Source organism: Actinoplanes sichuanensis, assembly GCF_033097365.1.
GTDB lineage: Bacteria > Actinomycetota > Actinomycetes > Mycobacteriales > Micromonosporaceae > Actinoplanes > Actinoplanes sichuanensis.
In genome coordinates this window covers 8,528,493-8,540,552 of record NZ_AP028461.1, presented here as the reverse complement: position 1 = coordinate 8,540,552, position 12,060 = coordinate 8,528,493, and the positions used below count along the sequence as shown (strand labels likewise).

Genomic DNA, 12,060 nt, shown 5'->3' with positions numbered 1-12,060 from the left:
GAATATTGAGATAATCCCGCAGCCCCCGAATCTGTTCTGCGGAAGTGTCGTATCCGGCCTCGTCGGCCAGATCCTCGTCCTGCAATACCGTTCGCATTCGCCGTGGTTGTTGAGTAGGCAAGAAAGGATGACACGCCTCGATGAGGATCCTGGTGGTGGCCTGTCGGTTCCCGGAAGCGGGAGGCAAGGGTGACGCGCTGCGTGCCTTCGCCTTCGTCCGGGAGCTCGCGCTTCGCCACGACGTCACGGTCGTCACGACCTCCCCGCCGCCCTCCGGCAAGGCCGAGGCCGCGCTCCGGGAGTACGCCGCCGTGGAGGTCCGGCCCGTCCGGGTGGTGGAGCGCGTACTAGGGGCGGCCGAGGCGGCACTGCGCGGCCGGCCCGGACAGGTCGGGTGGATGATGCCCAGAACCTCGTGGGCGGGCGTCCTGGAGCTCGCGTCCGGGCACGACGTGGCGCTGATCGTCACGGTGCGGTCGATCGCCGGCCCGCTCGGGATCCCCACCGTGCTGGACCACATCGACGCCCTGAGCCTGAACATGCGGCGCCGCGCGGACGGGCCAGAGTCGCTGCCCCGCCGCCTCGCCGCCAGGTGCGAGGCGCTGACGCTGGCCCGCTACGAGCGCCGCGCTGCCGGGTGGGCCGACGCGCAGGTGGTGACCGCCCGGGAGGACGCCGGCCGACTTCCCGCCCGTCCGGCCGTCACGGTCATCCCGGCCGCCTGGGACGGCACGATCGCCGGTGTCGACGGGACAGACCGCGACATCGACGTCATCTTCACAGGTGACATGGCATATCCGCCCAACCGGGTGGCCGCCGAGTGGCTCGCCTACGAGATCGTTCCGGCCCTGCGGCGACGACGCCCGGAGGCGCGAGTGGTGGTGGTCGGCCGGGGCGCCGCTCGTCTGCGGCTGTCCGGGGTGGAGGTCGCCTCCGACGTGCCGAGCCTCGCCGACTACCTCGCGCGGGCCCGGGTGGCCGTGGTACCGCTGCGCGGACTCGGCACGGGCTCCCCGAACAAGCTGCTCGAAGCCGCGTCCAGCGGTGCGGCGGTCGTCGCGACCTCGTGGGCCGGTGCCCGGTTCGAGGTTCCCTGCCTGGTCGCGGACGACGCGGAGGAGTTCGCGGCCGGGATCGACCGCCTGCTCGGTGACGATGCCGGGCGCGACGATCTGGCCCGCCGGGCCCGCCGGGCACTGGAGGACTACAGCGCCGCACGTACCGTTATGCGGCTGGAAGCGGTTCTGGCCGGTGCGGCCGGAGTGAAGTCCGACGAGCGATCGGTGGGGCGGCCGACTGGCTGACCGGGTTAGCTCTCTCCGGTGAATTCCAGGACGGCCGGGCGGCCGTTCGAATCGTCCGCCACCGGCCTGTCCGGCCCTCGTTGTATAACGTTGACATCGATCATTCGTGTGTGATCCCTATCCGTCCTCGATTAATTGGGCGACTTACAAAGATGAGAATTCTGGTAACCGGCGGAGCCGGTTTCATCGGTGCGAACCTGTGCCGCGAACTCCTCGCGAGGCCCGGCGTTGAAAGCGTCACGGTTCTCGACGATTTCAGTACTGGGAGCATAAACAACATCGATTCGCTTCCGGTCCGGGTGATCAGAGACACCATCCTGCATCGCGAAACGGTCTGGGATCTGGTCGATCAGAACGACTCGATCGTTCACCTGGCGGCGCAGCCCTCCGTACCCCTCTCGATCATGGATCCTCTGTGGAGCCACGAGATCAATGTGAACGGCACCGTCGGGATCCTGGAGGCCTGCCGGAAGTTCCAGAAGGCACTCGTCTTCGCCTCGTCGTCGGCTGTCTACGGTCAGTCGCAGAAGCTGCCGATCAGCGAGGACGACGCCGCCGCGCCGGTGAGCCCCTATGCCGCCAACAAGCTCGCGGCCGAGGCCTATGCGCTGGCGTACGCCTCGACGTACCGCTTCCCCGCGGTCGCGTTCAGATTCTTCAACGTGTACGGCCCGCTCCAGTCCCCTGATCATCCGTACGCCGCGGTCATCCCGTCCTTCATCGACGCGGCGCTGCACGGCAGGCCTCTCGTCATTCACGGCGACGGGAGCCAGTCCAGGGACTTCACCTATGTCGGCGCCCTGGTGTCGGTCCTCGCCGACGCCGCTCTGAAGACGGTGGCGAGCCCGGCGCCGGTGAACCTGGCCTTCGGTACCCGCACGACGATCGCCGACCTGGCCCGGAAGATCGAACGCTTCATCGGCCGGTCGATCGACATTCAGTTCGCCCGGTCCCGGATCGGCGACGTGCGGGACTCGCAGGCCGATCACCGCCGGTTGCGGGCGCTGATGCCCGAGGCGGGCGATTCCCCGCTGGATCTCGGTCTCCGGGCGACGATCGACTGGTTCAAGGCCTCGGGACAGCGGACCGCGATCGCCCACCAACGGACGCAGCCGACAGCCAGCGCCGGGGCGGTCGTGTAACCGTCGGCGCCGCGGCCGGCCCGGCTGTGCAGAGTCGAGCACCCATGAACGACCGGAATCATCTCCGCTGAACCCCCAGGTGGTTCATCTATGCTGCGGGCGATGTGACGCATCGACATGGGTCGTGTTCTCTGTCAACGCCATGGGGGCTTGTCGTGATCAGATCTCTTCTCCTCCGGCTCGGTGGTGTGCTCGCCGCCGGGTTGCTGCTGGCCGGAGGGCTGACCTCGCCCGCGGCCGCCGCCGGCGCCGGTGTGGTCGACGGTGTCTTCACCGACCACGCCGGCGCTCCGCTGGTGGACGCCTGGGTGGTGGTCTGGGGTGCCGAGGACGGGTCGTACCTGGGTGGCACGGCCACCGACGCCGACGGGCGCTACCGGCTGACCGGGATCGGCGAGGGGCCGGTGAAGGTCTCCTTCCAGACCGAGACCCTGATCCAGTGGGCGCCGCAGGAGCTCAGCCAGGAGGCGGGGCAGGTCTTCCAGGTGTCCGACGGCGGGGTGCTGACCGTCGACGCGCGGCGGCTGCCGACGGGTGTCGTCGAGGGGACGGTCACCGGGGCCGACGGTTCGCCGGCGGCCTGGCTGCAGGTGGACGTCCACGAGCTCGCGGGTGACTCGCGGGCGCAGACCTACACCGACGACGCGGGACGGTACCGGGTCACCGTGTGGGCCGGTGACCAGCACGTCGGGTTCGGGCCGGACTCGGCCCGGCAGTGGGCGCCGCGGTCGGCCACCGAGGAGAACGCGGGCACGTTCGCCGTCGCGGCGGGCGCCACGGTCCGGGTCGACGAGACACTTCTTCCGACCGGTACGTTCCAAGGGCGGATCACCGGCGTCGACGGGAGCCCGCTGCCGTGGATCGAGGTGCTGCTGTTCGCCGGGGAGCGGCGGATCTACGGCGGCTTCACCGGCGACGACGGCGGCTTTTCGTTCCCGGCGCTACCCGGTGACTACGTCGTCGCGTTCCAGGCCGACCCCAACGGGGCCGTGCAGTACATCCCGGGTGCCGTCGACCGGGCCAAGGCCCGGGTCTACACGCTCGCCGCGGGGCAGACGATCCTCGCCGACGACTCGGTGCTGAAGCCCGCTGCCATGTCCGGTCGCCTGGTCGCGGCGGACGGCGGCGCGAAGGCGGAGTTCCAGGTCTACCTCACGTCGACCGACGACGAGCACACCTACGGCACGTCGACCGGGTCGGACGGCTCGTGGCGGATCGACGACGTCCGTCCCGGTGACTACCAGGTCTCGTTCACGAACCCGTCGGGCTCGCGGAACCAGTGGGCGTACGGGAAGACCACCCGCGAGGCCGCCGACGTGATCACCGTCGACGGCGGGGCCGACGTCACCGTGGACGACACCTGGCTGACCGGTGCGACGGTGGCCGTGAAGGCGGTCGACGAGGTCACCGGGGCGCCGGTCACCGACTTCTGCGTGCAGGTCGAATCGGGTGGGTTCGAGCAGGGCTGCGCGGTCGGCGGGGTCGCCACGGTGGGCGATCTGACCCCCGGCGAGGCAGCCGTCGACGTGCTGCCGGCCGAGGACACCTACTTCCTGCGGGACCGTGACAACCCGGTCACGCTGGTCAGCGGGCAGACCGCCACGATCACCATCCCGCTGGCCAAGGGCGGCAAGGTGTCGTTCAGTGCCACCGACCACACCACCGGCAGGCCGGTGCCGGAGACCTGTTTCGTGCTGACCATGATCGGTGGCGGCGGCCTGCCGGACGGGTACGGCGACTGCACCGAGAGCCAGGGCACCTCGACCAGCGCGGCTCTCGCCCCGGGTACCTACGAGGCCTTCGCCGTCACCCCCGGCACCTACGGCCACCAGTGGATCGGGTCGTCCGGCGGCACCGGCGACCAGAAGGCGGCGGCCCGGATCGTGGTCGAGACCGACCGGACGGTGGCGGCGCCGCCCGCGCGCCTGGACCGGGCCGGATCGATCACCGGTGTGGTGACCGGGAGCGGCGGCGCGCCGATCGAGGGCGCCAACGTCTCGTTCACCGCCTGGAGCTTCGGCGCCGGGCCGATCCACGACGTCGACACCGACAGCCGGGGCCGGTACACGATCGGCAAGCTCGGGCCGTACGCGTGGCCGCTGGCGTTCAGCGCGTCAGGTCACCCGCGGCAGTGGTCGGGCAACGTCGGCAACCGCTTCCAGGCGATGCACATCCCGGTCGCGTCGAGTGCGGCGGCGACCTACGACATCAAGCTGACCGGCGGATCCGTGCTGACCGGAAAGGTGGTGATCCCGCCCGGGCCACCGGCCGACGGCTGGCGGCTCACCGCGATCAACGCGGTGACCGGCGACCAGATGGCCGAGTTCGACAGCTACGGCCAGGGGCCGGGCGGGACGTACCGGATGCCGGTGATCGGCAGACAGCAGGTCAAGATCCGTTGGGTGGCGACGGGCGAGGGCGACATCGTCAAGACCGGGTGGTACGACCACGCGACCACCCAGGAGTCGGCGACGAGGGTGGGCGTGCCCGCCTCCGGAACGAGACGAGTCGACGTGACGCTCGGCTGACCACCGGTACGAAGACGCCCCGGGCTCCGACGAGCCCGGGGCGTTCGTGTGTCGGGAGCGGGTCAGTAGGAGCCGGCGCTCTGGAAGTGGTTCCAGGCCCCGCAGGGCGAGTCGTACCGGCCCTTGATGTAGCCGAGCCCCCAGGTGATCTGGGTGGCCGGGTTGATCCGCCAGTCGTCGGCCACCTGCCCCATCTTGGAACCGGGGTAGGCCTGCGGGATGCCGTACGCCCCGGAGCTGCGGTTGGTGGCCTTGTAGTTCCAGCCGCTCTCGTGATCCCACAGCTTGTTCAGGCAGGAGAACTCGTCGAACCCGAAACCGGCCTTGATCATCAGGGCGCAGCCGATCTCGCGGCTGCCGCTGAAGCTCTGGCAGGAGGCCGGGATCGTGCCGGTGTAGGGGACCGGGCCGGTCTGGGCGGCCCGCTCGGCGGCGGCCTTCTTCTCGGCGGTGTCCCGCTTCTGCGCGGCCTCGAGCTTGCGGGCGTCCGCCGAGGCGGTCTTCGCCATGGTCGACGCCTTCTGCGCGGCGGTGCGCTCGGACTCGGCCCGGGCCGCCCGGTCGGCGGCGTGTTTCGCCTCGCGCTGCACCGTGGCCTGCTCGGCGGCGAGCACCGCCTGGTGGGCCTGGGCGGCCGACTCCTCGCGGGCGTCGCTCTGCCGCACCAGCGCGACACCACCGGCCACGCCGGCCAGCAGGAGCGTCACCGACGCGACGCGTGCGCCGACGGCCTGGAAACGTTGCGGTCGAGTCACCGGGGGTCCCTTCGACAGCCGTGGAACGTCTTCGGGGGTTACGACGATTCAGCGGCAGATCGCTGTGCAGCGAGGTGGCACGGATCATACGCGTGGGGCCGGTGCGGCTGATGTCCCCTCGGTGGGACGGGCTGGCGTGACCCACGACACCAATACATACTTGTCGATGCTTCTGGATCGGGGGCGATGTGGGGAGCCGGGCCGCCTCCGTGCCGGAACGACCCGTCCCCACGATCCCCGCAAGGAATCCCCGATGAGATCGAAAGTGAAGGCCCTGCTGGCCGCCGTCGCCATGCTGGCGGCGACCGCGGTGGCCGCCGTCGCCCTCCCACAACCCGCCTCCGCGGCCGCGCTGACCGAGGTCACCGGCTTCGGTACCAACCCGAGCAACCTGCGGATGTACCTCTACGTCCCGGACAACCTGGCGCCCCGGCCGGGTCTGCTCGTGGCCGTCCACTACTGCACCGGCACCGGGCCCGCCTTCTACAGCGGATCCCAGTTCGCCGCGCTCGCCGACCGCTACGGCTACATCGTCGTCTACCCGTCGGTGACCCGGAGCAGCCAATGCTTCGACGTCGCCTCCCCGCAGGCGCTGACCCGGGACGGCGGCAGCGACCCGGTCGGCATCAAGTCGATGATCGACTACGTGCGGGCCCGGTACCCGGTCGACGCGGACCGGATCGTGGCCACCGGCGTCTCCAGCGGCGCGATGATGACAAACGTGCTGCTGGGGCTCTACCCCGACGTGTTCAGCGCCGGGTCGGCCTTCGCCGGCGTGCCGTTCGGCTGCTTCGCCACCACCAACGGCTCCGAGTGGAACAGTGACTGCGCCAACGGCCTGGTCACCAAGACCCCGCAGCAGTGGGGCGACCTGGTCCGCAACGCCTACCCGGGATACAGCGGCCGCCGCCCGCGCATGCAGACCTGGCACGGCACGAACGACGAGATCCTGCGCTACCCCAACTTCGGTGAGCAGATCGACCAGTGGACCAACGTGCACGGCCTCAGCCAGACACCGTCGAACACCGACACCCCACAGAGCGGATACACCCGGACCCGGTACGGCGGAACCGGTGACACCGCCCCGGTCGAGGCGATCAGCATGAACGGGGTCAGCCACAACCTCCCGGTCGACGCGGCGGCGGCCGTGCACTTCCTGGGACTGGACACCACCACGCCGTCGCCGTCCTCACCGGCCCCGTCGTCACCCGGCCCGTCCTCGCCCGCCCCGTCGTCGCCGGCCCCGACCGGTGGCTGCCGGGTCGGTTACACGGTCAACTCCTGGAACACCGGCTTCACCGCGTCGGTCACCGTGACCAACACCGGAACGGCCACGGTCAACGGCTGGACTCTGCGATTCACCCTGCCCGCCGGGCAGACCGTGACCAACGCCTGGAACGCCGCGGTCAGCCCGTCCAGCGGCGCGGTCGCGGCCACCAACGTCTCCTACAACGGCACGATCGGGGCCGGTGGCTCGCAGACCTTCGGCTTCCAGGCCACCCACACCGGCAGCGCGGCCGAGCCCACCGCGTTCACGCTCAACGGCGCGAACTGCGCCGTCGTCTGACGAGCCGCGGAGCTGAGACCGGGTTCCCCACCTCGGCCTCAGCTCCGCATCGGTGCGGGTAGCCGTACGACTAAGGGAGTTTGATGCCCGCCAGGGCGTCCTTGCAGGGGCAGGAACGCTCGGCCGGGAGCTTGACCACCGCATCGAGAAGGACGTCGCGGAGGCGGGCGGTGTTCTCGGCGAAGACCGAGAAGACCTCGTCCTGGGTGACGCCATGCTCGCCCTCGACACCCGCGTCCAGATCGGTGACCAGGGCGATCGCCGTGTAGCAGAGCGCCAGCTCACGCGCCAGGACCGCTTCCGGGTGACCTGTCATGTTCACGATCGTGCCGCCGATCGAGGCGAACCAGCGGGACTCGGCCCGGGTCGAGAAGCGCGGGCCCTCGACCACGACCATGGTGCCGCCGTCGACGGCACTCACCCGCTCGGCGGAATCCAGCACCGCGGCCCGGCCCACCGGACAGTACGGGTCGGCGAACGACACGTGCACCGCCCCCGAGTCGTAGAACGTCTGCTCACGGCCGCTCGTGCGGTCGATCAGCTGGTCCGGAACCACGAACGTGCCCGGACCCAGCTCAGGGCGCAGGCCGCCGACCGCGCACGGGGCGATGATCTGCTGGACGCCGAGGGAGCGCAGCGCCCACAGATTGGCCCGATAGGGAATCTTGTGCGGGGGAAACCGGTGGTCACGGCCGTGCCGGGGCAGGAACGCCACCCGGCGCCCACCGACCTCGGCCACCGTGATCCGGTCCGATGGCGAACCGTACGGGGTCTCGACCTCGTGTTCGGTGGCGTTGTCGAGGAGCGCATACAGCCCCGATCCGCCGATGACGCCGATCTCTGCTGCCGTAGGTGGCGGGTTCATGTCCAGACCTTATCCATGGCCGGAAACCCAAGCTAATGTGCTGAGCATGGCTACGTCGAGCGGACGGCGGTAAACAGGTGTTCGGTGAGCAGCAGCGGATCGGAGGCCGGTCGGTGGAGTCGATGACCGGTCAGCTGCTCGTCGCCACGCCCACCCTCAAGGACCCCAACTTCGACCGTACGGTCGTGTTGCTGGTGGCCCATGAGACGGGCGGCGCGCTCGGGGTCGTGCTGAACCGTGCGACCGAGGTCCCGGTCGCCGAGGTCCTCGGCACCTGGGGGGAGCTCGCCGGTGACCCCGCGGTCCTGTTCGAGGGCGGCCCGGTGCAGCCCGAGTCGGCGATCTGCCTGGCCCGGACCAAACCCGAGGTGAAGAAGCGGCTGTCCGGTTTCCACCCGGTCAGCGGCGCGCTCGGCACCCTCGACCTCTCCGCCGACCCGGAGCGGATGCGGGAGAGCGTCGCCGGCATCCGGGTCTTCGCCGGCTACTCGGGCTGGTCGGCCGGCCAGTTGGAGGACGAGATCGCGTCCGGCTCCTGGTTCGTCTTCGACGCGCTGCCCGGCGACCCGTTCGTCGAGCGCCCGGATGATCTCTGGGCGATGGTGCTGCGACGCCAGGGCGACATCCTGGCCGCGGTGGCCCACTTCCCCCCGGATGTCTCGCTGAACTGAGGGGGGTGCCGCAAAGGGGGGTGCGGGGGTGTGTAGTATTTCCAGCGTGCCCAGGGAACACCGGGGACAAAGCAGTACAAGCAGTTAGTAAGGGGCTGTGGCGCAGCTGGTAGCGCACCACACTGGCAGTGTGGGGGTCAGGGGTTCGAGTCCCCTCAGCTCCACCCTTACGAAAACGCCCGGACTTCGGTCCGGGCGTTTTTTTGCGTCCTTGATGGATGTCACAGCGCTCAAGGTGCCGGGCACCGAGCTCAGGGAGAGTTTGGGGCCCGCGCCGCTACGGGGGGAGCGACACGGGCCGGAGGTAACGATAACCGTCGTTTCGGGCAGATGCGAGGGTTTGGCGGCGATCCATAGGAATCACACAGCAAACTGGTCGTGTCAGGACGGTCTGTCCGGCGTCAGCCGCCCAAGTGCCGCTTGTTGATCAGGGTCTGCATCTGAGCGACCAGGTCACGCGGGGAGAGCGGCTTCGACAGGTAACCGTCGGCGCCCGCGCCCAGGCCGGCGTCGACGTCGTAGGTGTGACTGTTGCCGGAGACCATCAGGATCGCCATGTCGCGGATCGCCGGGTTGCTGCGGGCCAGCTGGCACAGCTCCATGCCGTTCATGGCCGGCATCCGCACGTCGGTGATCATGCCGACCGGCTTGGCGACGGTCAGGATGCGGGCCGCGGTGTTGCCGTCCTTGGCGCCGAGCGCACGGTAGCCCGCCGCCTCCAGGGTCACCGAGAGAAGGTCGCGCACGTCGCTGTCGTCGTCGGCGATCAGGATCAGGTTCTGGTTCATCGAGGGCTTCCTTCCTTGTGTACTCGACCGATCGGCGGGAGCCGGAGGGTCGACGAGTGCGGTTCGGGTGCGGGCCGGGAGCGACGGAAGGCCCCTGTCCACAAGGAACAGGGGCCTTCCGTACGAGATCGGATCAGGATTTGACGGTGGCCGTGTCGGTCGCGGTGATGAAGGCGTTGAGAGTGAGTGACAGCTGAGACTGCACCGGCGTCTCGCTGTCGATGACCAGCTTGGCGTTCTCGATCAGCAGGGCCCGGGGCTGCTCGGTCTGCAGGTGCTTGACCAGCTTCATGATGTTGTCGACCGTGCCCTCGATGTTGAGGGTGATCGGCAGCTCGGTCACCGCCGGCGTGGTGGTCGACGGCTCCTCGCCGGAAGCGGCGTAACCACTGACCTCGACGTCGTACTTGAGGCCGAGCGACTGCAGCTGCTTCAGGAACTCCGGGATCTTGTTGGTGGTGTCGTGCGGCGGCAGCGCCTGCTGAGCGGTGGTCAGATCGGCCTTGTACTGGTCGATCTTCTTCAGCTCGGTCTTGAGTACGGTGAGCCGCTTCTGCTCGGTGATCAGCTGGGTCTGCGTCTCGGCGGTGTCGGCCTGCACACTGTCCCGCTGGTTGTACAGCGGCTTGACCATCATGAACCAGCCGCCCACCACGAACAGGACGACGAGGGTCAGGCCACCGAAGAGCCAGATCTGGTCGACGCGTCGTGTGGTCATCACTTGCCTCCGTTCGGGCAGTCCTCGGTGAAGCGGCCGCAGCGTGCCTTGTCGGTGATGGTCACCGTGAGCCCGAACGTGTAGCTGCCGTCGTCCTGCTTGGAGACGGTCGTGACGAACGGGTTCGTCACGAGTTCGAGGGAGCCCAGCCGGTTCACGAAGTCGGCGACGACCTTCTTGTTCTCGGCCACACCGGTGATGGTCAGGGTGCCGATCTCCGACGAGTTGGTCGGCGTGCTGCTGTTCGAGTCCGCCGCGAGACCGGCGGTGAGCTCGATGAGCGTGACGTCCTCGTCCTCGGCCTCGTCCCGGATCAGGTTGAACAGGTTGGTCCAGGAGAGGTCATCGGCGAGGACCGCGGCCAGCTCGGCGTTCAGCAGCTTGCCGCCGTCCTGATACTCGACGAGAGTCTTCAGCTCGGAGGTCTTCTGGTCCGCCCGGGTCTTGGTGAGCGTCTGGAACATCTGCTCGTACTCCTGGTCGGCGGTCTGCTTGTCGAGCGTGGCCTGCCAGTACCAGACGCCGAGGCCGGCCACGACGAGCAGCACCACGAACGCGATCAGCGAGCGGACCCGCCGGGAGCGCCGGCTGTCCCGGATCTCCTGGGGCAGCAGGTCGGCGCGGATGGAGAGGACCCGGGCCGCCTGCTGCGGCGAGACCGTGGGGTCCACGGGCATCAGTGCGGTCGTGGTCATCAGGAGGCTCCGAGGGTGAGGCCGATCGACACCGCTGCCGACGGCACGAAACTGTCGAACCCACGCTCCCGGGCCTTGCGTGTGTCCCGCAGGCGGGAGGCGTTGTCGGCGTACATCACCGCGACGCCGAGCTGCTCCTGGAGGTGCTCGGCGAGGCCGGGCATCAGGGCACTGCCGCCGCAGAGCGAGATCCGGGTGACCTGCTTCTGGCGCTCGCCCGAGGCCAGGTAGGTGAACGAGCTGCGCAGCTCGCTGGAGAGCGGGCGGACCGCGTCGACCAGAGCGGCCACCGTGTCCGGGTTGCCGTCGCCGTGCAGGCCGTATCGGCACTTGAGGGCCTCGGCCTCGGCGGTCGGCAGGCCCAGGCGGGTCGCGATGTTCTCGGTGATCTCCGAACCACCCCGGGGGAGGGTACGGACGAACAGCGGCTCGCCGTCCGCGTGCACCACCACGCTGGTGATGTTCGCGCCGATGTCCACGATCGCCTCGACCTGCGCGTCCAGCCGGGACGCCGAGCGCAGCATGGCGAACGAGGCCAGGTCGACGCCGACCACCTTGAGGCCGGCCTTCTGGACCGCCTGGACCAGGGCGAGCACCGCGTCCTTGGGCATGGCGATCAGCAGGCCGCGAACGGTCGGGTTGTCGCCCGGCTGCTCCAGCGGGTAGAAGGCCAGCAGGGAGCGCTCGACCGCGAGCGGGAGCTGCTCCTTCACCTGGAACGGCAGGGCCTGGCGCATCTGGCTCTGCGGCAGGTTCGCCACCGAGGTCTCGCGGACCACCAGCTGCGGGTTGGTGACCGCGAGGGTGACCCTCTTGCTGCCGAACTTGGAGGCCGCCCAGAGTTGCTTGAGCGCGTTGGTGACGGTGCCCGGCTCCTGCACGACGCCGGCCGAGACGGTACCCGGCTCCAGCGGGAACTGGCCGAAGTTGATGAGCGTGTAGTCGTCCTTGTTGCGGCGGACTTCCACGGCCCGGATGGAGGACGAGCCGATGTCGAGCCCGATCGGCGTTGAGCCAGCCATCGGTT

Annotated in this window: 11 protein-coding genes and 1 tRNA gene; 6 read left to right on the top strand and 6 right to left on the bottom strand. The window is 69.4% G+C overall.

What is annotated here, in order from left to right; translation table 11 throughout:
* Positions 1-140 precede the first annotated feature (140 nt).
* From Q0Z83_RS39180 to Q0Z83_RS39170, 3 genes are all read left to right on the top strand, one after another.
* A complete protein-coding gene (locus Q0Z83_RS39180; RefSeq protein WP_317788401.1) occupies positions 141-1,304 on the top strand; it encodes a glycosyltransferase in 1,164 nt (387 codons plus the stop codon).
* Between the two features lie 110 nt (positions 1,305-1,414).
* The gene (locus tag Q0Z83_RS39175; RefSeq protein WP_317788399.1) at positions 1,415-2,446 is read left to right on the top strand and encodes an NAD-dependent epimerase/dehydratase family protein; all 1,032 of its coding nucleotides are present in this window, start codon (positions 1,415-1,417) and stop codon (positions 2,444-2,446) included.
* A 155-nt stretch (positions 2,447-2,601) separates the two neighbouring features.
* Positions 2,602-4,974, top strand: a complete 2,373-nt coding sequence (locus tag Q0Z83_RS39170; protein ID WP_317788397.1) for a carboxypeptidase regulatory-like domain-containing protein — start codon at positions 2,602-2,604, stop codon at positions 4,972-4,974.
* A 62-nt stretch (positions 4,975-5,036) separates the two neighbouring features.
* Here the strand turns inward: Q0Z83_RS39170 and Q0Z83_RS39165 are convergent, their stop codons facing one another.
* A complete protein-coding gene (locus Q0Z83_RS39165; protein WP_317788396.1) occupies positions 5,037-5,729 on the bottom strand; it encodes an aggregation-promoting factor C-terminal-like domain-containing protein in 693 nt (230 codons plus the stop codon).
* Between the two features lie 253 nt (positions 5,730-5,982).
* Here Q0Z83_RS39165 and Q0Z83_RS39160 point away from each other — a divergent pair, with 253 nt between their 5' ends.
* Positions 5,983-7,296: an extracellular catalytic domain type 1 short-chain-length polyhydroxyalkanoate depolymerase gene (locus Q0Z83_RS39160; protein WP_317788395.1), complete on the top strand. Its 1,314-nt coding sequence runs from the start codon at positions 5,983-5,985 to the stop codon at positions 7,294-7,296.
* Between the two features lie 70 nt (positions 7,297-7,366).
* Here the strand turns inward: Q0Z83_RS39160 and Q0Z83_RS39155 are convergent, their stop codons facing one another.
* Positions 7,367-8,161, bottom strand: coding sequence for an S-methyl-5'-thioadenosine phosphorylase (locus Q0Z83_RS39155; RefSeq protein ID WP_317788394.1), 795 nt, complete (start codon positions 8,159-8,161; stop codon positions 7,367-7,369).
* Between the two features lie 122 nt (positions 8,162-8,283).
* Between Q0Z83_RS39155 and Q0Z83_RS39150 the strand changes: the two genes are divergently transcribed.
* Together Q0Z83_RS39150 and Q0Z83_RS39145 are read left to right on the top strand one after the other, a co-directional pair.
* The gene (locus Q0Z83_RS39150; RefSeq protein WP_317797239.1) at positions 8,284-8,832 is read left to right on the top strand and encodes a YqgE/AlgH family protein; all 549 of its coding nucleotides are present in this window, start codon (positions 8,284-8,286) and stop codon (positions 8,830-8,832) included.
* A 91-nt stretch (positions 8,833-8,923) separates the two neighbouring features.
* Positions 8,924-8,996: transfer RNA gene (locus Q0Z83_RS39145), tRNA-Ala, on the top strand.
* Between the two features lie 237 nt (positions 8,997-9,233).
* Here the strand turns inward: Q0Z83_RS39145 and Q0Z83_RS39140 are convergent.
* The 4 genes from Q0Z83_RS39140 to pilM form a co-directional block, all read right to left on the bottom strand.
* Positions 9,234-9,620 (bottom strand): response regulator, encoded by a 387-nt coding sequence (locus Q0Z83_RS39140; RefSeq protein ID WP_317788393.1) that lies wholly within the window; start codon positions 9,618-9,620, stop codon positions 9,234-9,236.
* A gap of 133 nt (positions 9,621-9,753) precedes the next feature.
* Positions 9,754-10,338: a type 4a pilus biogenesis protein PilO gene (gene pilO, locus Q0Z83_RS39135; RefSeq protein ID WP_317788392.1), complete on the bottom strand. Its 585-nt coding sequence runs from the start codon at positions 10,336-10,338 to the stop codon at positions 9,754-9,756.
* On the bottom strand, positions 10,338-11,033 hold the full coding sequence (locus Q0Z83_RS39130; protein WP_317788390.1) for a PilN domain-containing protein: 696 nt from the start codon (positions 11,031-11,033) through the stop codon (positions 10,338-10,340). Before Q0Z83_RS39130 ends, pilO begins: the two co-directional genes overlap by 1 nt.
* Positions 11,033-12,055, bottom strand: a complete 1,023-nt coding sequence (gene pilM, locus Q0Z83_RS39125) for a type IV pilus assembly protein PilM (RefSeq protein ID WP_317788389.1) — start codon at positions 12,053-12,055, stop codon at positions 11,033-11,035. The genes Q0Z83_RS39130 and pilM overlap by 1 nt, the downstream gene beginning before the upstream one ends.
* Between the last annotated feature and the right edge of the window lie 5 nt (positions 12,056-12,060).